The following is a 22,956-nucleotide window of genomic DNA, read 5'->3' as shown; positions in this document are numbered from 1 at the left end:
CGGCGCCGTTCAGCGTGCGGAGGGCGTCTTCGACGACGCCCGCTCGACCAGTGAGACGGGGATGACGGTCGCCGGCGTGAACTGCTCGGCGGGGGTGTCGAGGCGTGCGAAGAGACGTTCGGTGGCCAGCCGGCCGAGGCGATCAGGATCCTGGTCGATCACCGACACGGACGGCTGAAGTGCCGCCGCCATCGGGAAGTCGCCGAAGCTGACGAGGGCCACGTCGGTGCGGTCGAGGCGCTGCAGGGCGGGGAATACCTCGAGCGAGGTGCGGGCGTTCGACGAGAAGATCGCGGTCGGCGGCTCGTTCTGGCCGAGGAGCGCCTCGACCGCTCGGGAGGCGTCGTTCGTCGAGGCGCGCACGATCAGGTCGGGGTGCCGGCCGAGGGCGAGCTCGTCGACCGCGGCCAGGTAGCCGTCGAGGCGCTGCCCGGTCGTGACAATGTCGCCGATGTCGCCCACGAAGCCGATGCGGCGGTGGCCGAGCTCGAACAGGTGACGGGTGGCGAGGAACGCCCCGCCGAAGTCGTCTTCGACGAAGCTGTCGGCGGTGATGCCTGTCGGCGGGCGGTCGATGAAGACCGCGGGCATGTTCGTCAGCCACGGCGCGAGGTACGACTGGTCGCCCGAGATGGGCGCGATGATGAGGCCGTTCACCTGGAGGCGGAGAAGCGCCTCGACGGTCTGCTTCTCGAGCTCGGCGTCGTCGCCGAGGCTCGTGACGGCGGTCGACATACCCCGCGCCCGCGACTCGCGGTCGACGGAGCGGATGATCGCGGCGAAGAACGGGTCGCCGATATCGGGGACGGCGATGCCGACCACCGAGGCGCGACCGGACCGGAAGGTCCTGGCCATCATGTTCGGCACGTATTTCAGCGACTGCATCGCCTCGGTGACGCGTTGCCGGGTCTCATCGGTCACGTGCGGATCGTCGTTGAAGACGCGCGACACGGTCTTGGCGCTGACTCCCGCTCGGGCGGCGACGTCTTGCATTGTCGTCACGTGCTCACCTCGCATTGTCATGGATGACTTGTCTGCTCTCACGCTATCGGCACATTCATAAAACTCGTGCTTGACATCGATGACATGGCCTGGGTAGTTTCAACACACCAACCGATGCGAGACCCGATTCCGGGCCGCAAAAGTGAGATCGAGCTTCGAAGACGCAGCCCGCTGTAGTGCGTCCTTCGTGAGCCCTCCGATCCAGAACTCTGGAGAGAGACGCCATGACCGTCGGACAGATTCCCATCCTCGAAGCCCGCGGGCTCACCCGAAGCTTCGGCAACGTCCGCGCCCTCGACGGCGTCGACTTCGAGATCTACCCCGGCGAGGTCGTTGCGCTCATCGGCGACAACGGCGCTGGCAAATCGACCCTCGTCAAGGCACTCTCCGGCAGCCTTGCCCTCGACTCCGGCGAGATCCTCTACGCCGGCGGCAAAGTCGACCTGAACAGCCCGACCGCCGCCAGCGCTCTCGGCATCGAGACGGTCTACCAGGATCTCGCCCTCGCGCCGCACCTCAATCCGGTGCAGAACATGTTCCTCGGCCGAGAGCTGCCGCGGCAAGGTGTTCTCGGCAAGTTCGGGTTCCTCGACAACAAGGCCATGCAGGTCCGCTCCCGCGCCGCCTTCGATGACCTCGGAGCGACCGTCCGCAGCCTCAGTGACCCGGTCGGCGGCATGTCGGGCGGACAGCGCCAGGCCATCGCGATCGCCCGAGCCGTCGCCTGGGCCAAGGGCGTTGTGTTCCTCGACGAGCCGACCGCCGCCCTCGGCGTCGTCCAGACGAAGAACGTCCTCGAGACCATCCGTCGAGTGCGCGACAAAGGAGTCGCCGTCGTCTTCATCAGCCACTCGATGCCGCACGTCATCGAGATCGCCGACCGCGTGCAGGTGCTTCGCCTCGGCACGCGCGTGGCCACCTACCAAGCCCAGAACACATCCATGGAAGAGCTCGTCGGAGCCATGACCGGCGCCGTCGCAGGAGGAGTCAAATGACCACGCACGCACCCGCCGGCCTGAAATCGGCCTCGTCCAGCGGCACCGGGGCCGGGCCCCGAACGCCGTCGTCGTCGCGGGGGAACGGAAACGTCGTCAAGAACCTCCTCGGGGTGCAGGCCTTCCAGATCCTCCTGGTGCTCGTCGTGATCTTCCTGATCTTCACGGCGCTCGCCCCCTCGGCATTCCCCCAGTGGACCAACCTCCGCCAGGTCATCCAGAACATGTCGATCCTCGGCGTGCTCGGAATCGGCATGACGTTCGTGATCGTGACGAGCGGCATCGACCTCTCGGTCGGCTCGGTGCTCGTCTTCTCGGGCGTCGTCTCGGCGAAGGCGATGATCCTCGTCGGCGGCGACGGCTGGACCACGGCGCTCGCCGGTCTCGTCGTCGCGATCGCCTGCGGCCTCGGCTGGGGGCTGCTCAACGGACTGCTGATCGCCAAGGCGAAAGTGCCACCCCTGATCGTGACCTTGGGATCCCTCGGCGCGGCCCTCGGTCTCGCCCAGGTGTTCACCGGAGGCGTCGACCTGACGACCGTCCCGGCCGTCCTCTCCGACAACATCGGCTACGGCAACCTGGTCGGAACGACACTGCCGCTCATCTCGGTGATCGCCATCGCCTTCCTCCTCTTCTTCGGCGTGGTGCTCCACCGCACGAAGTTCGGGCTCTACACCTTTGCGGTCGGCTCGAACGAGGAAGCCGCCCGACGCGTCGGCGTCAAGGTCGACCGTCAGCTGATCAGCGTCTACGCCCTCTCCGGAGCCCTCGCCGGCTTCGCCGGACTGCTGTCGCTTTCGCAGTTCGGCACCACCGCCATCGCCGGCCAGTCGCAGACGAACCTGAACGTGATCGCCGCCGTCGTCATCGGCGGCACGAGCCTCTTCGGCGGACTCGGCACGATCTTCGGCACGGCCGTCGGCCTCTGCATCCCGGCCATCCTGCAGAACGGGTTCGTCATCATCGGCGTCCAGCCGTTCTGGCAGCAGGTCGCCGTCGGCGTCGTCCTCGTCGTCGCCGTCTACATCGACCAGCGGCGCCGCGCCTCCGCAGCTCGAGGCGGTGGCGGCGGAACTCGAAGAGTCTCGCTCGCCGGCCTCTTCCAGCGGCAGAAAGCCTGAAGTCCCTCCACCCGCACGACCCACCCGCACCGTCCACAGCACCACCAGCTAGGAGCAGAAACAATGAAGTTGAAGAGACCAGTCGTCTCCTTGCTCGCCATCGGGGCCGTCGCCTCGCTCGGCCTCACCGGCTGCGCAGCCGGCGCCTCGGCAGGCGGAGGCAGCAGCGCCGACGCCAAAGACATCAAGCTGACGTTCATCCAGGGCGTCGCCGGAGACCCGTTCTACGTCACCATGCAGTGCGGCGTCGACGCCGAGGCCAAGAAGCTCGGCGTGACCGTCAACACCCAGGGCCCCGCAAAATTCGACCCCACCCTGCAGAAGCCCATCGTCGACTCCGTCGTCGCGACGAAACCCGGAGCCATTCTGATCGCGCCGACCGACACCGCGGCCATGCAGGCGCCCCTCAAAGCGGCGACCTCTGCGGGAGTCAAGGTCGTCCTCGTCGACACGACCGTCAAGGATCCTTCGTTCGCCACCTCCCAGATCTCGTCCGACAACGTCGGCGGAGGCGAGGCGGCCTTCAAGGCCATCAAGTCGCTCGCCCCCTCGGGCGGCAAGGTGCTCGTCATCTCGACCGACCCCGGTGTCTCGACCGCCGACCAGCGCGTCGAAGGCTTCGAGACGGCCGCGAAGGCCGACTCCGACTACAGCTACCTCGGCGTTCAGTACTCGCACAACGACCCGGCCACCGCCGCGAAGCTGACCACCGCCGCCCTGGCAAAGGACCCCGACATCGTCGGCGTGTTCGCAGCCAACACGTTCGCAGCCCAGGGCGTCGCCACCGGCATCCGCCAGGCCGGCAAGGAGGACTCCGTCAAGGTCGTCGGCTTCGATGCCGGCGCCGACGCGGTGACCCAGCTGAAGAACGGCACCGTTCAGGCGCTGATCGCGCAGCAGCCCGCACTCATCGGCAAAGACGCGGTCGAGCAGGCCGTCGCCGCCATCAAGGGCGAGAAGGTCACCGCGAAGATCCCCACCGGCTTCTTCACCATCACGAAAGACAACCTGGAGGGCGAAGGCGCGGACTACGTCTACAAGACGACCTGCTGAACCGTATTTTCTCAGCGCGACGCGGTCGCGGTGCCGGACCTCGGACAGGCCTCGGTCGTCCGGCATCGCGACCGTGTCGTACCCTCTGTGTATATCAAGCGCGACTCGGTCGCCGCAGCGGACCTCGGACAAGCCTCGGTCGCCCGCTGAGGCGCCCGTGTCGCGCCCTCGGTTGCGACGTCCGCGGCGCGTAGGTCCACCGGCATCTGAAAGGGTTGGGGCATGACCTCACCTCGCATCATCGACGGCGCCGTCTTCGACGCCATCCTCTTCGACATGGACGGCACCCTCGTCTCGTCCACCCCCGCCGTCGAACGCTCGTGGGCCAGGTGGGGTCGCGAGTACGGGCTCCCGGTCACCTTCCGCGAAGACGCCGGCCACGGCAAACCCGCCCGCGACATCGTCGCCCAGTTCATCCCCGTCGACGAGATCGACGCCGCCTACAAGCGCATCGTCGAGATCGAGGTGTCGGAGGTGGACGACATCGCGGCGCTTCCCGGAGCCGCCTATGCCCTCGCCGCCATCGGCCCCGGCAGATCGGCCATCGTGACGTCGAGCTCCCGGATCCTCGCCGACGCCCGCCTCACCGCCAGCGGACTCGATCGGCCCGCCATCGTCGTGACCTTCGACGACGTGTCGCGGGGCAAGCCCGATCCGGAGCCGTTCGTGCTCGGAGCGACGCGGCTCGGTTTCGAGGCCGAGCGCTGCCTCGTGGTCGAGGACGCCCTCGCCGGCTTGCAGTCGGGACGAGCCGCCGGGGCCGCGACGCTCGGGGTCGCCGGCACCCTCGAGGCTTCGGAGCTCGACGCCGACCTCGTCGTGGCAGGGCTCGACCGCGTGCGGTTCACTCTCGTGGCCGGGGGCGTCCGAGTCGACCTCATCTGAGGTGCGTTGCGTACCCTCGGCCCACGATGTCGCGAGAATCGGACTGGTCGAGGGGCGGTTTCGCCCGAATTCGTAGGGCGAGAGCCCGAGATCGGGTCGGCGCTACCCGGCTAGCTCAGCCGTGGCGGGCACGCCGCCGTACATCGCCGCAAATGTGCGGATCTGCGTCGCGACGTCGTGCATCCCATCGACCCTGAGGTGCGGCACGCCGGGCGCCTTGATCACGTCGGGGGTCAGGAACACGTGCGGTCGGGCGATCTTGTCGAGGTCGCGGTCAGCTCCGCGGAGTGTCATGCGCGCGACGACCTCCTCGGGGGGAGTGTCGACCCAGGCGAGGGTGACGCGGTCGTCGTCGACACGGAGGCGCTCCGCGACGGTCAGCCAGGATTCCGGGAACGTGCGCTCCGAGGTGAAGGGCGCGACGATGACGACGTTGACGCCGACCTCGAGAATCTCAGCGGCGGTGTCGAAGAGGCACTGGTAGCGCACGTCGTTGACGGTGGCCCGGGTGGGCTTCTCGGCGGTCGGTACATCCACCAGGAACTCGCCGCCGACGTACTCGAACAGCGGGTTGGTCACCGTGTCGAGGTCGAGAAGCGCCCAGCCGAGGTCGCGGGCGAGCTCCTTGCCGAAAGAGGTCTTGCCGCTGGCGGGGACGCCGCACACGAGAATGGCCCGGCTAGACGAAAAGGCGGGGGCGTTCGGGGGTGTCGTGGACATCGTCGTTGGTCTCCTCGGTGTGTGTTCTGAAGCGGTGGATCACCGACTGATGTCATCGATGACATCTCCCCAATCATGCGACGCGGTGTCATCGATGTCAAGCTCTATCGCCCTGGAGTCGACACGGCCGACATCGCAGGGATGGGCCCCTCCGAGAGAATCATTCGGCGGGCCTCCAGGTACCCTTCGCGGAAGCGCGACTCCGACCCCAGATCGCCGAACACCTCGGTCACGTCGAGGAGGGCCCCCGAGTTCGATTCCTCCTGCCGTGCGGCGGCGACGATCCGGTTGTGCCGGCTGTCGACCACGCCCTCGTCGCGTGACAGGTAGACGCTCCAGGCGGCCACCACCAGGCAGATCCGCTCGATTGGACCCTCCGACGCCAGCTGGTCTCGGAGCACGGGCAGGAGGAACTTGGGGATCCGCGCGGAACCATCGACGACCTGCCGCGCGAGCGTGTCGGCGATGGCCTCGCTCGAGAAGCGCTCCAGCAGCTGCCGGCAGTAGTCGCCGAGATCGATGCCCGGAACGGCGTGCAGGGTCGGAATCGCCTCGTCGTGCATGTAGCCGAGCAGGAAGGCGCGAAACCGGTCGTCACGGCAGACATCGTGGACGGTCGTGAACCCGGCGAGCATCCCGAGGTACGACATGGCCTGGTGCGAGGCGTTGAGCAGGCGCAGCTTCATCAGCTCGTAGGGCTCGACGTCGGGCACGATCTGCACGCCTACCGTCTCGAGGGCAGGCCGGCCGAGCGGGAACGCGTCTTCGAGCACCCACTGCTCGAACGACTCCGACAGTACAGGCCAGGCGTCGTCGACGCCCCAGCGCGCTGCGATCTCTGCTCGTCCGGCATCGGTCGTGGCGGGGGTGATGCGATCGACCATCGAGTTCGGAAACGACACCGTCTCCTCGATCCAGTCGGCCAGGTCGGCGTCGACGAGGCGGGCGAACGAGGTCAGGGCGACCCGCGCTACCGTGCCGTTGCCGGGGATGTTGTCGCACGACATCACCGTGAATGCCGCCAGGCCGCGATCGCGACGACGGCGGAGAGCCTCGGTCAGGATCCCGAACACGCCGCTCGGCCCGGCGCCCCCCTCGACTCGGGTTGCTGCGAGGTCGGCCGCCACTGCGGCATCCGTCTCGTCGAACTCTCCCGTTGAGTCGTCCACCGGGTAGCCGGCCTCGGTGATGGTGAGCGACGCGATGCGGGTCTGCGCCGAGGCGAGCTTCTCGACCACCCGCTCAGGGTCGTCGGGCGCGTACAGGTAGTCCATGATCGAGCCGATCACGATGGCCGATGCCTCGCCGTCGGGCGATCGGGTGACGAGCGTGTAGAGGTGGTCCTGTGCCTGCAGGGCATCGCGCATGGCGGCGTCTCCCGGCAGCAGGCCGACGCCGCAGATGCCCCAGGTGGCGGCGGCGCTCAGATCAGCACGGAACAGCCGGTCGAGGAACATCGCCTCGTGCGATCGGTGGAAGGCGCCGACGCCGAAGTGGACGATGCCCGTCGCGGCGGCGTCACGGGGGTATTCCGGAACGGGGAGTGCGGAGGCGAGAGAGGGCAGTGCGGCGGTATCGAGGTGAGTCATGGGGCTCCTCAGAAGGGATCAGCGGGTGGTTGACGTCGAGGTCTTCAGCACCGCGGGGCTACGAAGTGGCGGGTGGATCGAAGGTGAGAAGGAGGTCGGCGGCCTCGCGCGTCGATTCGACGATGGCGGCGTTGGGTTCGTCGACGCCGGTCACCCAGGCGGCGGCGGCGGTCGCCTCGTGCCCGAACGACAGGCGCCGGGCGAGAAGGCGGCGGTGCCTCTCGTCGGCATCGACGTCGACGAACCAGGCCTCGTCGAGCAGCGGGCGGACGCCGGCCCAGCCGTGGGTCTCGAGCAGCAGGTAGTTGCCCTCCGTGATGACGAGCGGAACGTCGGCCGAGACGGCGACGCTCGATCCGATGGGCTCTTCGAGGGCACGGTCGAAGACGGGGGCGTAGATGTCGGCGTCGCCCGGCCGTTGTGCGCACAGGCGGCGAAGCAGAGCGCAGTAGCCGTCGGTGTCGAACGTGTCGGGGGCGCCCTTACGATCGGCGCGGCCCAGGCGCACGAGCTCCGAGCCGCCGAGGTGGAAACCGTCCATGCCGACCAGCACCGCGTCTGGCCCGAGCGCGTCGAGGAGGGCGGCGCTGAGCGTCGATTTCCCGGCGCCGGGGCTGCCGGCGAGCCCCAGGATCCTGCGCTCCCCGCCGGCGATGAGCTGTCGGGCTCGCGCCACGAGCTGGTCGAGGGAGAACGGATCTGCGCTGGTCACCCTCGAACCGTAGATTCCACGTGTCATCGATGTCAAGATGGTCTTCCGCGTGTGACATCGATGTCACGAGCGATATGAGAAACGGAGAACCACCCATGGCCGATTTCACCGGGCGCACGATCCTCGTCACGGGAGCGAGCGGCGGCATCGGCGGCGCGACCGTGCGACGCCTCGTCGCCTCGGGCGCCGACGTCATCGCCAGCGGCAGCACCGCCGAGGGTCTCGAGCCCATCGTCGCCGAGACCGGAGCACTGTCGCTGCCGTTCGAGCTGACCAGCGAAGACAGCATCCGCGACGCCATCGAGGGCCGCGACCTCTGGGGCGTCGTCAACTGCGGCGGCTGGGGCGGTGAGATCGCGGGCCCCGTCGACACCGATATCGACGTCTTCGACAAGGTCATCGCTATCAATGCCCGCGGTTCGCTGCTCGTCACGAAGTACGCGGCGGCGTCGATGATCCGACTCGGAAAAGGCGGTGCGATCGTCAACGTGTCGAGTCAGGCTTCGCTGGCCGCGCTGCCCGGCCACATCTCGTACGGCTCGTCGAAAGCCGCTCTCGACAACATCACCCGCGTCTCCGCCCTCGAGCTCGGCAAGCACGGCATCCGGGTCAACGGCGTGAACCCGACCGTCGTGATGACCGAGATGTCGGCCTGGTACTGGGGCCGCCCTGACATCGAAGGGCCGTTCCTCGAGCAGATGCCCCTCGGCAAGTGGGCCACCGAAGACGATATCGCCGGCCCCATCGAGTTCCTTCTGAGTGACGACGCCGGAATGATCAGCGGCGTCTCGTTGCCGATCGACGGGGGCTACACCGCTCGCTGAGCCTCGCGTGCGGAGGTGCGGTTAGCGTGGGGGAGCCCCTCGAGCGAAAGGCTCCTCCGTGCCCCGTTCCTCCCCCTCCGTGCTCGTCGTCGGCGGCGGCGCGGCCTCCGTCTTCGTGACCGTCGCCCTGCGCGAGCGCGCCGCCGCGCTCGGGCTGCCGGCCCCCGAAGTCACGGTCGTGGCCCGCGACATCCCCGTCGGGCTCGGCCTCGCCTACGGCCGTGCCGAGGCGCATCACCGTCTCAACAGCCCGGCGTCGGCGATGAGTCTGTCGTCGGCCGAACAGGGCGGCTTCCTGGCCCACCTCGACGAGATGGGTTGGCGCGACGTCGACGGGTCGGAAGCCAGCGCGGGATCCTTCATCCCCCGGCAGGTCTATGGCGGTTACGTGGCGGGCGCGTTCCAGGCGCTGCTCGACGACCCCGCGTCGGGAGTCACGGCCGTGCAGGGCGAGGCCGTCTCCGTGGTCGACGTCGGCGGACGCTCGGCCGTCACCCTGGCCGACGCCACCGAACTCCAGGCCGACGTCGTCGTGCTCGCGCTCGGCAACCCGCCCCCGGGACGCGTCAGGGTGCCGACAGCCGGTGTCGGCCGCACCGTCGACGATCCGTGGGCTCGTGGCGCACTCGACGGGATCCGGGCGACCGACCGGGTGCTGCTGATCGGCACCGGGCTCACCACGATCGACATCGCGACCTCGCTCGCGCGGCGGCACCCCGGTGTGGTCATGACAGCGACGAGCAGGCACCTGCTGCTGCCGGCCGTGCATCTGGTGGCACCGGTGCCGGCCTGGCCCGGGTTCGTGTCGAGCGGCGAGGCCCCTCGGCTCCCGGGCCTCCTGCGCGAGTTCGGCCGTCAGCTCCGCACGGCCTCGGCGGCCGGCGAGCCGTGGCAGCCGGTGCTCGACGGCGTGCGACCGCAGATCCATGCGCTCTGGCAGGCCCTCGATGCGGCCGACCGGAAGCGCTTCGTCGCGCACGTCGCCCGGCGCTGGGACGTGCACCGGCACCGCATGGCGCAGTCGGTCTGGGCGGAGCTGTCGGCGCTCATCGACTCCGGCACACTGACCCTCTCGGCCGACGTCTCGGGCGAGGAATTCGACGTGGCGGTGAACTGCACGGGGCCGAACTCGGTAGCGGCGCCCGGCTGGAGCCCGCTCGTCGATGGGCTGCTGTCGGCCGGGGCGGTCGTGCCGGATCCTGCGGGTCTCGGGTTCGACGCCGACGCCTCGGGTGCTCTCGTGGGGGCGGCCGGCGGAGTCTCGACGCGGCTCTTCGCGATCGGCGCCGCGCTGAAGGGCGCGCTGTGGGAGACAGTCGCCGTGCCCGAGGTGCGACTGGTGGCGACGCGGATCGCCGAGCGGGTGCTGCCGGCCTAGCAGTGGTGGGTGGTGCCGAGTGCCGCCGAATGCCGGCTGCGGGGCCGCGTTGCGCGCATTCGGCGGCACTCGACGGGCGCCGCGCGCAGTCGAGGGGCGCTACTCGCCGTCGACGGCGGCGCGCAGCTCATGAAGGCGCGGAAGCGCTCGGGTGCTCAGTAGCTCGCGGCGCTTCGTCGGGTCGACCGACAGGGCGTCCTTCCAGAGTGAACGACCAGCCATGGCGCCCGCGGCGCCGTGTGCCATTGCGTCGCGCACCTGCACGATGAACGTCTCGTGGTCGACGCCGGCCGACAGCACCGCCCACGGTACTCCGGCGGCCGCATCGGTGACGAGGTCGGCACCGGCCGAGGATCCGGGGTACTGCAGCTTCAGGATCTTCGCACCGCAGGCAACGGCCAGGCGTGCCCCGTCGGCGACGAGCGTCGGGAACAGAGCCGCGTACTCCTCGTCGGTCTCGCCCTCGAGCTGGTAGGTGAGCAGCTCGACGATCAGCAGGATGCCCTCGGCGGCGCACTCGGCGGTGAGGGAGCGGATCTCGTCGGCCACGCGGTCGTCGAGGCCCTGCTTGTCCGGGCGGGTGTACCAAAGCATCTTGGCGACGTCGCCGCCGAGCTCGCGGACTCGGCGGGGGTTCATGCCGGGGACGTAGTTCGTGTACTTGAGCCCGTCGACGGTCTCGAAACCCGAGGCGTCGAGCCCGACGACGAGGGCGGTGTCGCGGGCGAGCACGCCCTGGTCCGGGATCGCCGGGAGGGCGACCTCGGGGTCGAGCAGGATCGCGGGACCGTGATTGGCCAGGTGGCGGACGAGGTCGGCCTTCGCCTCGGCGAGCTCCTCGGTCGTGATGGCGGAGGTGCCGTTTGGGGCGTCTTGCATCACGGCCTTCATGCTGTTGCGCTGGTCTGCCGCGACGATGAGCATGTGCCCGTCGGGAGTCGAGATCGCGGCGAGTCCGCGGCGCTCCTGAGTGGTCAGGTCGTTGGTGGTGAGGGTGTCGATCGTCATTGCTCTCTCCTTCTTCGGGCCGCTTCGTCGCGGAGCATGTCACCGATGACATCAGTGAAGCATGACTTCGATGACATGGCAAGGAAACACTGGGATTCGCCGCTCGACCGCTAGCCTTGACTCCTATGCCCTACTCCCGGCGCGCGACCGCCACAGGCCTCATCTCCCTGACGCTCTCGACCTTCATCGCCATCACCTCCGAGCTGCTCCCGGTGGGTCTGCTCCCCGAGATCGCGGCCAGCGCGGGCGTCCCCGTGGGCACGGCCGGTCTCACCGTGTCGGTGTTCGCCGTCTGCGTCGCCATCCTCGCCGTCCCGCTCGCGCGCGCCACCGACCGGTTCCCGCGCAAATGGCTGCTCGTCGCGACGATCGCCTGCTACGCCGTCTCCGACCTGATCGTGGCCGCATCGAGCGACTTCGCCGTGATCCTCGCCGGTCGCGCCGTCGGGGGTATCGGCCACGCGGTGTTCTACTCGGTGGTCACGAGCTACGCGGCCCGCCTCGTGGCGCCCCACCTCGTCGGGCGCGCCATGACCGTGGCTTTCGCCGGAGGCTCGCTCGGCAGCATCTTCGGTGTTCCGATCGCCACGGGCATCGGCGTGGCCCTCGACTGGCGGACCGCCTTCGTGGTCATGGCGCTCGCGGCAGCGCTGCTGGGTGTCGCTGTGGCGATTTTCCTGCCGAGCGTCGAAGGCAGCCTCGCCCCGATCACGGGAACGATCTCGCAGCGGGCCTGGTGGCGCGCCGGGCTGATCGCGGTCGGCGCCGTCAACACGCTTCTTTTCGTCGGCCAGCACTTCGTCTACACCTACATCACCAGCCTGCTGCGAGTCGCCGGCATCACCGGGGACCGCGTCAGCCCGGTGCTGTTCGCCCTGGGCCTGGTGAGCGTCGTGGGACTTCTCGCCTCGGGTGCGTTGGTCGACCGACGCCCGCGGCTGGGGGCGATAATGCACGTCTCGACGATCGTAGGAAGTCTCGGGATCCTGAGCCCACTCCTCCTGCTCAGCGCGTCGATCGGATCCGGGCTGCCCGCGCTGGGCGCGATCGGCCTGTGGAACATCGCGTTCGCCGGCGTCGGGACCTTCATGATGACCGCGGCCATCCGTACCGGCATCGCGTCGCCGAGCGTTGCGGGCGCCTTCGTCAACAGCACGAGCAACGTCGGGATCACCGTAGGATCGGCTGCCGGTGGTCTCGGCCTCGCGCTCGGCGGCCCCGCAGTCCTCCCGGTTGCCGGCGCCGTCGTGTGCGCCGCGGCCCTTGTCGTGCTCGTCGTCGCACGGCAGGGGTTCCCGTCGAAGCCGCATCGTGAACTCAGCCTCAACACGACCGGATCGATCCGCACGGTGTTGCCGCCGCGTTCTCGTCGCTGAGCACTGCCGCCCTGCCCTGTGCCCGCCCTGGCTTGCCGAGTGCCGCCGAATGCCGGCCTCGTGCCCGCCGCCGCGGCAATAGGCGGCACTCGGCACTCGGCGGCCACCAGCCGGCAGACGCCCCTCAACGACATGCGTCGGAATACGTCAGCGTCCCCGTCGTTGGGCCCTGCATGGTCTCGAACGAAAACGCCCCGTCCACCCGCACCGCGCTCGTCGTCGGCGCCTCCGGCATCACCGGATCTGCGCTCGTCGAGCAGCTCGTCGCCGAGGGCTGGGAGGTGCTGGCGCTGTCGCGCCGCGCGTCCTCCGCGCCTGGCGTCCGGGGGATCGCCGCCGACCTCCGCGTCCCCGCGAGCCTCACCGCCGCCCTCGCCGACGAACGCCCCACCCACGTCTTCTTCACGGCGTGGCAGCGCCAGGCGACCGAGGCCGAGAACATCGCGGTCAACGGCGGCATGGTGCGCGACCTGTTGGCGGCTCTCGCGCACGCACCGCTGCAGCACGTCGCGCTCGTCACCGGTCTCAAGCACTACCTCGGACCATTCGAGGCCTACGCCGCGGGCGAGATGCCCGACACTCCCTTCCATGAGGAGGAGCCTCGCCTCGACACCCCGAACTTCTACTACGCCCAGGAGGACGAGCTGTTCGCCGCTGCCGCGACGCAGGGCTTCACCTGGTCGGTGCACCGCTCGCACACCGTGATCGGCTACGCCGTCGGCAACGCCATGAACATGGGATCGACGATCGCCGTCCAGGCGACGCTGGCGAACGAGCTCGGCCTCGACTTCGTGTTCCCCGGCAGCGAGGCGCAGTGGAACGGCCTCACCGACATGACCGACGCGGGCGTTCTCGCCGAGCAGATGGTGTGGGCGTCCACCTCGCCGAACGGCGCCGATGAGGCATTCAACATCGTCAACGGCGACGTGTTCCGCTGGCGCTGGATGTGGCCGCGCCTCGCCGCTCGCCTCGGCGTCGACCCGGCGCGCGTCGTCGGCTTCGAGGGGGAAGCCCGTCCCCTCGAGGAGCAGATGCGCGAGCACGAGTCGGCCTGGCCCGCGATTGCCGAGAAGTACGACCTCGCCGAGGCCGACATCTCACGCCTCGCGTCGTGGTGGCACACCGATGCGGATCTCGGCCGCGCCATGGAGGTCGTCACCGACATGGGCAAGAGCCGCGAGGCCGGATTCCTGTCGTTCAAGCGCACCGAGCGGGCGTTCGCCGAGCTCTTCGAGCGGTACCGGGCCGAGCGCCTGATCCCGTGATCGGGTAGCCGAGGATCCTGGTCTCCCGTGGCTTCGAGAATTCGTGCACGGTCTGCAGTGATTAGTTGACAACGGTCAACGACAAGCGGATGATTGACGCAAGTCAACCATTTGGGCTCAGTGTCGCGCCCCCGCACTCACCACTGGAGTTACCGAATGTCACACGCACCGAGCGGAAAGGCCGAAGCGCTCAGCTCCGACTCACCCGCCGCCATGTCGCACCGCCAGGTGATGGAGGCCCTGTCGGGCCTCCTCCTCGGCATGTTCGTCGCCATTCTCGCGTCGACCGTCGTCAGCACGTCGCTGCCCAAGATCATCTCCGACCTCAAGGGCGGCGAGAGCGCCTACACCTGGGTCGTCACCTCGACCCTGCTGGCCACAACGGTCTCGACCCCGGTCTGGGGAAAGCTCGCCGACCTCGTCAACCGCAAGCTGCTGATCCAGCTCGCACTGGTCGTCTTCGTACTGGGCTCGGCCCTCGCCGGCTTCTCGCAGAACCCCGGCACGCTCATCACGTTCCGCGTGCTGCAGGGTCTCGGCGCCGGTGGCCTCACGGCCCTCAGCCAGATCATCCTGGCCGACATCATCAGCCCGCGTGAGCGTGGCCGCTACATGGGCTACTTCGGGGCCGTCCTCGCGGTCGGCACGGTCGGTGGCCCGCTCATCGGCGGTGTGCTCACCGACACCCTCGGGTGGCGCTGGAACTTCTTCGTCGGCGTGCCCTTCGCCGTCGCCGCGATCATCGTGCTGCAGCTCACGCTGAAGCTCCGTGTTATGCCGAAGCGCAAGGTCTCGATCGACTACCCCGGCATCATCACGATCGCCGGCGGTGTCTCGCTGCTGCTCATCTGGGTCACTCTCGCCGGCAAGAACTTCGACTGGATCTCGGTGACGTCGTTCGTCATGGTGATCGGCGCCGTCATCCTCCTGGTCGCCGCGGTGCTCATCGAACGTCGCGCCGTCGAGCCGATCCTGCCGATGACGCTGTTCCAGAACCGCACCTTCTCGCTCGCCGTGATCGGCTCGATCGCCGTCGGCATCGCGATGTTCGGCGCCACCGTTTACCTCGCGCAGTACATGCAGCTCGCTCGCGGTGCAACGCCGACCCAGTCGGGTCTGCTGACTATCCCCATGATCGGCGGTCTGCTGATCTCGTCGACCGTCGCCGGAAACCTCATCACCCGCTTCGGCAAGTGGAAGCCGTTCATGGTCGTCGGATCGATCGCACTCGTGGTCGGCCTCGCCCTCATGGGCACGATCCAGTACAACACCTTCTACCCGCTGGTCGCTGTCTTCATGTTCATCACCGGTGCCGGCGTCGGAATGGTCATGCAGAACCTCGTGCTCGTCGTGCAGAACACGACCGAGCCGAAGAACATCGGTGCGGCCTCGGCCGGCGTCGCGTTCTTCCGCTCGCTCGGTGGTGCGCTCGGCGTCTCGATCCTCGGCACCGTGCTCGGCAACCGCGTCACCACCCTCCTCGATGGCAAGCAGGCCGAGCTCGGCAAGGCCATCGCCGGCCTCGGCGACAAGGGAGCGGCCGTCGCGAAAGAGCTGTCCAGCGGCACCATTCCCGCGGTCAGCAGCCTCCCCGACGGAGTGCGTCAGATCATCGAGTCGGCCTACGGCCAGGCCGTGGCGAATGTGTTCCTGATCGCCGCACCGATCGCGATCCTGCTCGTTCTCGCCGTGGTCTTCATGCCCAACAAAGAGCTCACCTCGAAGACGGTCGCCGAGCGCGATGCCGACGGCGACACCGACGGCGGCACTCTCGGGGCCTCGGCCCAGGGGTCGGCCGGCGTCGACGACGTCGACCGGAGTCACGGGGCGCACGCCGCCGAGACCACCGACGACGGTTCGGTCAGCGCGGATTCCCAGGAGCGTGTCGGGGCCCGTGCGTCACACTCCTGACATGACTCTCGATCGCCCGTCGCCCGCCGGTTCGCCGGTGGGTGGCGCGGCCGGAGCCGAGGCCGACCGCCTCGAGCAGCAGTTCGGTCTTCTGTTCGACGCGTACCGTCAGCGCCTGCGTCAGCGGGCGACCGAGATCGACCCGTCGCTCCAGCCGTCCGGGTACCGCACCATCGTGACGCTCATCAATCTCGGCCCGACCGGAGCCACGCACCTCGCCGACGCCCTCGGGTTCGACAAGAGCATGCTCAGCCGGCAATTGCACCAGCTCGAATTGCTCGAGCTCGTCACCCGAGAGCAGGATCCGGCGGACCGCCGCGCAGTCATCATCCATGCAACGCCGGTCGCCGTCGCCCGGGTCGAGGCCCTTAAGACGCTCGAGCGCGATGAGTTCCGCGACCGCCTCTCGCAGTGGGAGGCCAGCGAACTGAGCGACCTGATTCGCCTGCTCGCGAAGCTGAACGAGGCGTAGCCCCGCGTGACACCACTTTCCGCTCAGGACACCACTCATCGGCGGTGTCCTGAGCGGAAAGTGGTGTCACGCCCTGGGCGGCTACGCGGCCCGTCGGCGGCGCACCGCGACGAGCGACGCGACACCGAGTGCGAGCAGCAGGGCGCCGAGAGCCGCGAGCGGCGCCGGTTCGGAGCCGGTGTAGGCGAGGGCGGTCGGTGCTGCGGCTGCGGCGTCGGGGTCAGTGGCGGTGCCGCCGGATCCTGCGGTTCCTGAGACGACGTCGCCGTCACCCGAACCGTCACCCGACCCGCCGTTGTCGCCGTCGCCTGCGCCGTCACCCGGCGTGGTCGGCGGCTCCGACGGGAACGACCCCACGCGGAACGAGAACCCGTCGGTGTCGTTGTCATCGGCGTAGAAGGTCAGTCGGGCGCCGTCGACGGTGGTAGCTGCCGGGGCGATCGCGAACCCCTCGTTCGCGAGTGCCGGGTCGGCGTTCGCGGGGGCGTTGTAGAGGGTGTCCTGGACGAAGGATCCGGCGGAGTCGATCGAGAACAACGCCGTCTGGCCCGCGCACGCGTCGTCGCACACGACCCACAGCTGCCCGAGATCGGCATCGAACTGCACATCGGCGACGACCCCGAACGTCGTGGGGATCGAGGCGATGCGCCGGAACGAGCCGTCCGACATCAGCGCGTAGGCGTAGACGCTCGCGGTGCCTTCGACGCCGACGAAGAAGAGTCCGTCGCCGTGACCGGCGTAGTCGGCCGGGTCGTACTCGGCGCCGGTGCTCTCGTCGGCGAAGCCCGCGTCGGTGAGCAACGAGTCGGGAATCCAGGTGACACCCTCGAGCCCGGCGTTCGCGCCGATCGTCGGGAAGTCGGCAGCGAGGTTCCACTCGGCGGTCGCGTTCAGCACGGTTGCCGAGGTCGACGGATCGTAGCGGAGCACCGACGGGCGGCTGGTGCCCGAGACGTCGTTGTTGCGCTCGGATGAGACGTAGATGCCGCCGGCGGAGGAGTCGTCGGCCACCGTGACGCCCTCGGCGTCGACCGTGCCGGTGCCGTCGGCGTAGTGCAGCACCTTGCCGCCCGCCCAGCCAGCGGTCGTGGCCGGAGCCCAGCCTCCAGCGCCGTCCGAGACGATCTTGTAGAGCCGGCCGGTGCCGTTCTCGACGCCCCAGATGGTGCCGTCGGCCGCCGAGCCGGACGGCTCGTAGTCGAGGCCGGACAGGTCGCCGGTGTAGGTCGACTCGTCGTCGAGGGGTGTCTCGTCGGGGCTGCCAGGCCACTGCTCGGCCACGGCCGCGCCGTCGAAGAGGTTCGCGCTGCCCCTGCTGGGCTCGGAGGTGGTCTCGAAGTCACCCGTTCCGTCGGGGCTCCGGCCGTAGGTGGTCGCGGCGTGCTCGGTCCAGTCGTACGAGTCGACGAGGGTCGTGCCGTCGGCGAGGAAGAGGCGCGCGGAGTCGGCACCCCCGAGACCGAAGTCGAAGCCGTTCGGCGTGCTGTCGGTCTTCTCGTCGAGCACCACGAAGGCGCCCGGGGCGATCGTCGTGCCGGCCGGAACGGCGTACGAGTCGGTGTCTTTGTTATCGCGGAACACGTAGCCCGACACGTCGACGCTCGCCGCACCGATGTTCGTCAGCTCGACCCAGTCGCCGGGTGTGCCGCCGTTGGACTCGACCTCGTTGATGCGTACCGGCGACGAGCAGTTGTTCGCATCGCCCTTGGTTGAGGTCGTCGTGGTGGTGAAGTCGCCGGTGCCGTCGGGGCAACGGCCGTAGGTGACGAGGCTGTGCGTGGTCCACGAATACGTCGCGGCCAGGGCGTCGGCGCGGTCGTACAGGCTGACCGAGTCGGCCGCTCCGAGGCCGAAGTCGAAGCCCTCGGGCTCGGTCGTCGTCGCCTGGTCGATCACGAAGTAGTCGCCGGGGTCGACGATCGATCCGGCCGGAAGACGGTACTTCGCGTGGCTGGCATCGCTGTCGACGAAGCCGTAGCCCGAGAGGTCGAGCGCCGTGTCGGAGGTGTTGATGACCTCGACCCAGTCGGTGTCGTCGCCGTTCGACTCGACCTCGTTGATCGAGAGGCCGTCGGCGTTCGCGGCGGGGTCGGCCGGTGTCGGGTCGGTCGGGTCGGTGGGTGTTGGGTCGGCGGGGTCGGTCGGGTCGGTCGGCTCAGGATCCGGCACGGCCGTCTCGAAGGCATTCGCCGCGTTCTTCGTCGACGCCGAGGTCACAGCGAAGCTGCCCGTGAGGTCGGGGGAGCGCCCGTAGGTCGTCGCTGCGGCCGTCGTCCAGGCATACGAGTCGACGAGCGTCGTGCCGTCCGCCTGGAACAGGCGTACCGAGTCGGCGCCGCCGAGCCCGAAGTCGAAGCCGTCGGGCGTCGTGGCGGTCACGGTGTCGACGGTGAGGTAGCCGCCGGCCGCGATGAGCGAACCCGTCGGCAGCACAAAGGTGTCGGTGTCTTTGTTGTCGCGCAAGATCATGCCGCTCGCGTCGATCGCGCTGCCGGTCGGGTTGCCGAGCTCGATCCAGTCGTCGGGAGAGCCACCGGTCGATTCGATCTCGTTGATCACGATGTCGCTCGTCGCGGCGGAGGCGGGAGCTGCCGTGAGGAGGACGAGGCCGCTGAGGGCTAGCGTGCCGGTGAGCGTCAGGGCTCCGGCGCGAAGAAGAGGCGGGCGCATGGTGGTCCGTTTCAGTGATGGGAGCGGCCATCGTCGCTGACCGAACAAAATGGTTCGTGACTCAAAGATGAAACGTAGGTGTCGGCGGATCCCGACACCGGGTTTCGGGCGGGACGCGGTCGAAAGGCGGTGTCCGTTCCGAAAGGCGGTGTGTGGGTGGTGCAGCGTTCGACACGAGAGCGTGTCAGGTTGTTATTACATGGTCGACTCGATACCGTCGACAGACAAGCGAAGGAGCTCCATGACCACGACCCTCGGCGTCGGCCTCATCAGCGTGGGGTGGATGGGCCGCCTCCACTCCCGGGCGTATCGCGCGCTCCCGGACCACTTCCCCGAGCTCGACGTCGTGCCCCGCTTCGTGGTCGCAGCCGACCCCGTGGCCGAGGCTCGCGGCGAGGCGGTGTCGCGGCTGGGGTTCGAGCGCGCGGTCGCCGATTACCACGAGGTGCTCGCGGATCCTGAGGTCGATGTCGTGTCGATCTGCTCACCCAACTTTCTGCACCGTGAGATGGCCGTCGCCGCCGCGAAAGCGGGCAAGCCGTTCTGGATCGAGAAGCCGATGGGGCGCTACGCCTCCGACTCACGAGAGATCGCGGAGGCCGTCGCTGCCGCAGGCGTCGTCACCGCGGTCGGCTTCAACTACCGGCACGCCCCCGCCGTCGAGCACATGCGCACGCTCGTGCGCGACGGACGCATCGGACGCGTCACGAACGTGCGCGGAACCCTGCTCGCCGACTATTCGTCGAATCCGCTGGCGCCACTCACCTGGCGGTTCGAGCGCGAAAGGGCAGGATCCGGGGTGCTCGGCGATCTGCTCTCGCACGGCCTCGATCTCGCCCAGTACGTCGCCGGTCGCATCTCGAGCGTGACGGCGCTCGCCGAGACCTTCATCACCGACCGGCCGGCCCCCGGAGCCGGGGTCGTCGACCGCTCTGCCGCCGGCACGGGTGCACTGAAGGCTGTCGAGAACGAGGACTACGCGGCCCTGCTGTTCCGCTTCGACTCGGGAGCGGTCGGAACGATGGATTCGAGCCGCGTCGTGCGGGGCCCGCGCGCCGAGTACGCCCTCGAGGTCTACGGCACCACCGGGTCGATCCGGTGGGACTTCCAGCGTCTGAACGAACTCGAGGTCTGCCTCGACGACGCGCCCGAGTATGGCTACACGACGATCTACCTCTCGCCGGGCCAGGGCGAATTCGGCCGGTTCCAGCCGGGCGGCGGCACCGGCATGGGGTTCGACGACCTCAAGACCATCGAGGCGGCGCAGTTCGTGAAGAGTGTGCTGACCGGCGAGCAGCTCGCTCCCTCGGTGGCTGACGGGCTGGCGACGGCGACCATCGTCGAGGCGGCCGAGGCGTCGCTCGCCGACGGCGCCTGGCACGACGTGCCCCGAGTCGACGGACCCCTGACCTACGACGCTCCGGCGCCGGTCCTGGGCTGACGCGCGGGCCCAGGCGAGGACGCGGCCGCGGACGGCGACGTCGGCACCGGCCCGGTGCTCGCCCGCACGACGAGCGAGGCCGGAAGTTGCACGTGCTGCGGAATCGCCTTGCCGTCGAGCAGCTGGAGCAGCAGCTCGAGAGCCCGAGCCCCCAGGTCGTGCAAGGGCTGGGCCACCGTGGTCAGAGGCGGCTTCGCGTTCGCCGCCTGGGGGATGTCGTCGAAACCCACGACCGAGAGGTCGTCGGGCACGCGCATTCCGAGCCGATGCGCCACCTCGAGTACCCCGATGGCCGAGCTGTCGTTGGCGGCGAAGACGGCCGTGGGGCGGTCGCGTGTCGTGAGCAGGCGGAAGGCGGCATCGGTCGTGAGGGCGGTCTGGTAGCCACCGACCTGCACCAGTGCGGGGTCGAACGGGATGCCCGCCTCGTCGAGAGCCTGGCGGTAGCCGCGTTCGCGCAGTTCGGCCGACGCGAGGCCGGTGCGGCCCCGGACGTGGGCGATCCGTCGGTGCCCGAGCCCGATGAGGTGCTCCGTCGCGGCACGGGCGCCGCCGACGTTGTCGGAGTCGATGGCGGCGTGGCCCTCGGGGCCGGTGTGCGGGTCGATCGAGATGACCGGGATCGACAGCTTCGACATCAGGGTCGTGGGCGTGACGACGATCGCGCCGTCGATCAGGGTGCCGCCGAGGCGTGACAGCGAGCGGCGCTCCCAGCCGGGCTGGGTCTCGGCTCCGACGAGTCCGGCGTAGGCGAGGAGCTCGTAGCCGGTGCCGGTCGCGGCCGAGGAGATGCCCTGCAGCAGTTCTGCCGAGAACGGCTCGAACTCGGTGACCAGGATGCCGATGACGTTCGTGCGGCTCCGGCGGAGGCTGCTCGCGACGAGCGAGGTCTCGTAGCCGAGCTCGTCGATGATCGCCAGGACGCGCTGGGAGGTGGCCGACGCCACCCCGTCGCGGCCGTTGACGACCTTGGAGACCGTCGGTACCGAGACCCCCGACGCGCGTGCCACGTCTTTGATCGTGACGCGGCCCGGCGGGGCGACGAATTCGACATCGTTTTCCACACTGCTCACGGTAGTGGTTTGCAGGCCCTTGGATGGTCGATTGGATGAGATAGAAATCGATATCGAAATCGATTGACAAGCTCGTCGTCAAAGTGGCATCCTCTTTTCGGCGGCACTCCAAGCCGCCAGTCAACGACGACCACCAAGGAGCTTCCGCAATGACGAGGAAAAACCGAATCAGGGTTGCGAGCGCGATCGGACTCGCTCTCGGAACAGCACTACTCGCCACCGCCTGCTCGTCCGGAGCCGGTGGCTCGGGCGACGCAAACGGCAACGTCACGATGACCTTCTGGCACAACTCGACCACCGGCCCCGGCAAGGCCTACTGGGAGAAGACGGTCAAAGACTTCGAGGCCTCCCACCCGAAGATCACCATCAACGTCCAGGCCATTCAGAACGAAGACCTCGACGGCAAGCTGCAGACCGCCCTCAACTCGGGCGGCGGGCCGGACATCTTCCTCCAGCGCGGCGGCGGCAAGATGAACGCGATGATCCAGGCCGGTCAGATCCAAGACATCTCAGGATCCATCGACTCGGCTACCAAGGCGGCCGTCAGCGCCGGAACCTTCAAGGGCTACGAGGTCGACGGCAAGACCTACGCGATGCCGGTCGACGTGCTCCCCGAGGGCATCTGGTACAGCAAAGACCTCTTCAAGGCAGCGGGAATCACCGACACTCCGACCACCCTCGACGAGTTGAACGACGACATCACGAAGCTCAAGGCCTCGGGCGTCGCTCCGGTCGCCGTCGGCGCCAAAGACGCCTGGCCCGCTGCGCACTGGTACTACAACTTCGCCCTTCGCGAATGCAGCGAAGACACCCTTAACGCGACGGCCAAGTCGCTGAAGTTCGACGACGAGTGCTGGACCAAGGCGGGTGACGACGTCAAGGCCTTCAACGACACCAAGCCTTTCAACGACGGCTTCCTGACCACCGCTGCGCAGCAGGGTGCGGGCAGCTCGGCCGGCCTCGTGGCAAACCACAAGGCCGCGATGGAACTCATGGGTTCGTGGGATCCCGGAGTCATCTCGTCGCTGACGCCCGACCAGAAGCCTCTCTCTGACCTCGGCTTCTTCCCGTTCCCGACGATCTCGGGTGGCCAGGGCGACCCGGCGGCCCTCATGGGTGGTCTCGATGGGTTCTCGTGCGCGACGAAGGCCCCCAAGGGCCCCTGCGCCGAGTTCTTGAACTACATCGTCACCAAGGATGCGCAGGAGGCCTACTACAAGGCGTTCAGCACGATTCCCGTGAACAAAGACGCCCAGTCGGTCATCACCGAGCCCTACCTGAAGTCGGTTCTCGCGGCTTACACGAAGGCGCCCTACGTGTCGCAGTACCTCGACACCCTCTACGGCCAGAACGTCGGCAACGCCCTGAACACCGGGGTCGTCGATCTGCTCGCCGGTCAGGGTTCGGTGTCGGACATCATCGACAACACCAACCAGGCTGCGGCCAAGGGATAGCTCCCAC

General features: G+C 68.6%; 19 protein-coding genes. 12 read left to right on the top strand and 7 right to left on the bottom strand.

Annotated features, from left to right (window positions below; all coding sequences use genetic code 11):
* Window positions 1-9: 9 nt before the first annotated feature.
* Window positions 10-993, bottom strand: a complete 984-nt coding sequence (locus ITJ49_RS04540) for a LacI family DNA-binding transcriptional regulator (RefSeq protein ID WP_228514128.1) — start codon at window positions 991-993, stop codon at window positions 10-12.
* Window positions 994-1,226: 233 nt separating this feature from the next.
* Between ITJ49_RS04540 and ITJ49_RS04535 the strand changes: the two genes are divergently transcribed.
* The 4 genes from ITJ49_RS04535 to ITJ49_RS04520 all read left to right on the top strand — a co-directional run bounded on the left by ITJ49_RS04535 (window position 1,227) and on the right by ITJ49_RS04520 (window position 5,056).
* Window positions 1,227-1,997, top strand: a complete 771-nt coding sequence (locus tag ITJ49_RS04535) for an ATP-binding cassette domain-containing protein (RefSeq protein WP_194601959.1) — start codon at window positions 1,227-1,229, stop codon at window positions 1,995-1,997.
* Entirely contained in the window at window positions 1,994-3,118 is a 1,125-nt protein-coding gene (locus ITJ49_RS04530; RefSeq protein ID WP_194601956.1) for an ABC transporter permease, read from the top strand. Before ITJ49_RS04535 ends, ITJ49_RS04530 begins: the two co-directional genes overlap by 4 nt.
* Window positions 3,119-3,181: 63 nt before the next feature.
* The gene (locus ITJ49_RS04525; protein WP_194601953.1) at window positions 3,182-4,171 is read left to right on the top strand and encodes an ABC transporter substrate-binding protein; all 990 of its coding nucleotides are present in this window, start codon (window positions 3,182-3,184) and stop codon (window positions 4,169-4,171) included.
* 222 nt (window positions 4,172-4,393) lie between these two features.
* Entirely contained in the window at window positions 4,394-5,056 is a 663-nt protein-coding gene (locus ITJ49_RS04520) for an HAD-IA family hydrolase (RefSeq protein WP_194601950.1), read from the top strand.
* Window positions 5,057-5,158: 102 nt separating this feature from the next.
* Here ITJ49_RS04520 and ITJ49_RS04515 read toward each other — a convergent pair whose 3' ends face one another.
* From ITJ49_RS04515 to ITJ49_RS04505, 3 genes are all read right to left on the bottom strand, one after another.
* On the bottom strand, window positions 5,159-5,776 hold the full coding sequence (locus ITJ49_RS04515) for an ATP-binding protein (protein WP_194601946.1): 618 nt from the start codon (window positions 5,774-5,776) through the stop codon (window positions 5,159-5,161).
* A 104-nt stretch (window positions 5,777-5,880) separates the two neighbouring features.
* Complete coding sequence (locus ITJ49_RS04510) at window positions 5,881-7,365, bottom strand: mannitol dehydrogenase family protein (protein WP_194601943.1); 1,485 nt, start codon at window positions 7,363-7,365, stop codon at window positions 5,881-5,883.
* A 58-nt stretch (window positions 7,366-7,423) separates the two neighbouring features.
* The gene (locus ITJ49_RS04505) at window positions 7,424-8,077 is read right to left on the bottom strand and encodes a nucleoside/nucleotide kinase family protein (protein ID WP_370544370.1); all 654 of its coding nucleotides are present in this window, start codon (window positions 8,075-8,077) and stop codon (window positions 7,424-7,426) included.
* Window positions 8,078-8,172: 95 nt separating this feature from the next.
* Between ITJ49_RS04505 and ITJ49_RS04500 the strand changes: the two genes are divergently transcribed.
* Entirely contained in the window at window positions 8,173-8,901 is a 729-nt protein-coding gene (locus ITJ49_RS04500; protein WP_194601937.1) for an SDR family oxidoreductase, read from the top strand.
* A 58-nt stretch (window positions 8,902-8,959) separates the two neighbouring features.
* Complete coding sequence (locus tag ITJ49_RS04495) at window positions 8,960-10,279, top strand: FAD/NAD(P)-binding protein (RefSeq protein ID WP_194601933.1); 1,320 nt, start codon at window positions 8,960-8,962, stop codon at window positions 10,277-10,279.
* A 99-nt stretch (window positions 10,280-10,378) separates the two neighbouring features.
* Here the strand turns inward: ITJ49_RS04495 and ITJ49_RS04490 are convergent, their stop codons facing one another.
* Window positions 10,379-11,287 (bottom strand): tagatose-bisphosphate aldolase, encoded by a 909-nt coding sequence (locus ITJ49_RS04490; RefSeq protein WP_194601930.1) that lies wholly within the window; start codon window positions 11,285-11,287, stop codon window positions 10,379-10,381.
* Between the two features lie 125 nt (window positions 11,288-11,412).
* Between ITJ49_RS04490 and ITJ49_RS04485 the strand changes: the two genes are divergently transcribed.
* The 4 genes from ITJ49_RS04485 to ITJ49_RS04470 all read left to right on the top strand — a co-directional run bounded on the left by ITJ49_RS04485 (window position 11,413) and on the right by ITJ49_RS04470 (window position 16,311).
* On the top strand, window positions 11,413-12,663 hold the full coding sequence (locus ITJ49_RS04485) for an MFS transporter (RefSeq protein ID WP_194601927.1): 1,251 nt from the start codon (window positions 11,413-11,415) through the stop codon (window positions 12,661-12,663).
* A 173-nt stretch (window positions 12,664-12,836) separates the two neighbouring features.
* Complete coding sequence (locus tag ITJ49_RS04480; protein WP_194601925.1) at window positions 12,837-13,928, top strand: SDR family oxidoreductase; 1,092 nt, start codon at window positions 12,837-12,839, stop codon at window positions 13,926-13,928.
* Between the two features lie 156 nt (window positions 13,929-14,084).
* Entirely contained in the window at window positions 14,085-15,839 is a 1,755-nt protein-coding gene (locus ITJ49_RS04475; protein WP_370544369.1) for an MDR family MFS transporter, read from the top strand.
* A gap of 1 nt (window position 15,840) precedes the next feature.
* On the top strand, window positions 15,841-16,311 hold the full coding sequence (locus ITJ49_RS04470) for a MarR family winged helix-turn-helix transcriptional regulator (RefSeq protein WP_194601922.1): 471 nt from the start codon (window positions 15,841-15,843) through the stop codon (window positions 16,309-16,311).
* Between the two features lie 81 nt (window positions 16,312-16,392).
* Here ITJ49_RS04470 and ITJ49_RS04465 read toward each other — a convergent pair whose 3' ends face one another.
* On the bottom strand, window positions 16,393-18,981 hold the full coding sequence (locus ITJ49_RS04465; protein WP_194601919.1) for a lamin tail domain-containing protein: 2,589 nt from the start codon (window positions 18,979-18,981) through the stop codon (window positions 16,393-16,395).
* A gap of 241 nt (window positions 18,982-19,222) precedes the next feature.
* On the opposite strand from ITJ49_RS04465, the gene ITJ49_RS04460 reads away from it, so the two are divergent.
* Window positions 19,223-20,422 carry a Gfo/Idh/MocA family protein gene (locus tag ITJ49_RS04460; RefSeq protein WP_194601916.1) on the top strand — a complete coding sequence of 400 codons (1,200 nt, stop codon included), beginning with the start codon at window positions 19,223-19,225 and terminating at the stop codon, window positions 20,420-20,422.
* On the opposite strand, the gene ITJ49_RS04455 is transcribed toward ITJ49_RS04460, so the two are convergent.
* Window positions 20,392-21,486, bottom strand: coding sequence for a LacI family DNA-binding transcriptional regulator (locus ITJ49_RS04455; RefSeq protein ID WP_370544368.1), 1,095 nt, complete (start codon window positions 21,484-21,486; stop codon window positions 20,392-20,394). The genes ITJ49_RS04460 and ITJ49_RS04455 overlap by 31 nt on opposite strands.
* A 158-nt stretch (window positions 21,487-21,644) precedes the next feature.
* Here ITJ49_RS04455 and ITJ49_RS04450 point away from each other — a divergent pair, with 158 nt between their 5' ends.
* Window positions 21,645-22,949, top strand: a complete 1,305-nt coding sequence (locus tag ITJ49_RS04450) for an ABC transporter substrate-binding protein (RefSeq protein ID WP_055960526.1) — start codon at window positions 21,645-21,647, stop codon at window positions 22,947-22,949.
* The last annotated feature ends 7 nt before the right edge of the window (window positions 22,950-22,956 follow it).

The organism is Frondihabitans sp. VKM Ac-2883 (genome assembly GCF_015350875.1).
GTDB lineage: Bacteria > Actinomycetota > Actinomycetes > Actinomycetales > Microbacteriaceae > Frondihabitans.
The sequence above is the reverse complement of the archived record's forward strand: the minus strand, read 5'-3'. Positions and strand labels throughout refer to the sequence as shown.

Bases quoted from the DNA above. Each gene is read 5' to 3' on its own strand.
- ITJ49_RS04540 (WP_228514128.1), bottom strand. From the start codon at position 993: ATGCAAGACGTCGCCGCCCGAGCGGGAGTCAGCGCCAAGACCGTGTCG.
- ITJ49_RS04535 (WP_194601959.1), top strand. From the start codon at position 1,227: ATGACCGTCGGACAGATTCCCATCCTCGAAGCCCGCGGGCTCACCCGA.
- ITJ49_RS04530 (WP_194601956.1), top strand. From the start codon at position 1,994: ATGACCACGCACGCACCCGCCGGCCTGAAATCGGCCTCGTCCAGCGGC.
- ITJ49_RS04525 (WP_194601953.1), top strand. From the start codon at position 3,182: ATGAAGTTGAAGAGACCAGTCGTCTCCTTGCTCGCCATCGGGGCCGTC.
- ITJ49_RS04520 (WP_194601950.1), top strand. From the start codon at position 4,394: ATGACCTCACCTCGCATCATCGACGGCGCCGTCTTCGACGCCATCCTC.
- ITJ49_RS04515 (WP_194601946.1), bottom strand. From the start codon at position 5,776: ATGTCCACGACACCCCCGAACGCCCCCGCCTTTTCGTCTAGCCGGGCC.
- ITJ49_RS04510 (WP_194601943.1), bottom strand. From the start codon at position 7,365: ATGACTCACCTCGATACCGCCGCACTGCCCTCTCTCGCCTCCGCACTC.
- ITJ49_RS04500 (WP_194601937.1), top strand. From the start codon at position 8,173: ATGGCCGATTTCACCGGGCGCACGATCCTCGTCACGGGAGCGAGCGGC.
- ITJ49_RS04490 (WP_194601930.1), bottom strand. From the start codon at position 11,287: ATGACGATCGACACCCTCACCACCAACGACCTGACCACTCAGGAGCGC.
- ITJ49_RS04485 (WP_194601927.1), top strand. From the start codon at position 11,413: ATGCCCTACTCCCGGCGCGCGACCGCCACAGGCCTCATCTCCCTGACG.
- ITJ49_RS04480 (WP_194601925.1), top strand. From the start codon at position 12,837: ATGGTCTCGAACGAAAACGCCCCGTCCACCCGCACCGCGCTCGTCGTC.
- ITJ49_RS04475 (WP_370544369.1), top strand. From the start codon at position 14,085: ATGTCACACGCACCGAGCGGAAAGGCCGAAGCGCTCAGCTCCGACTCA.
- ITJ49_RS04470 (WP_194601922.1), top strand. From the start codon at position 15,841: ATGACTCTCGATCGCCCGTCGCCCGCCGGTTCGCCGGTGGGTGGCGCG.
- ITJ49_RS04465 (WP_194601919.1), bottom strand. From the start codon at position 18,981: ATGCGCCCGCCTCTTCTTCGCGCCGGAGCCCTGACGCTCACCGGCACG.
- ITJ49_RS04460 (WP_194601916.1), top strand. From the start codon at position 19,223: ATGACCACGACCCTCGGCGTCGGCCTCATCAGCGTGGGGTGGATGGGC.
- ITJ49_RS04450 (WP_055960526.1), top strand. From the start codon at position 21,645: ATGACGAGGAAAAACCGAATCAGGGTTGCGAGCGCGATCGGACTCGCT.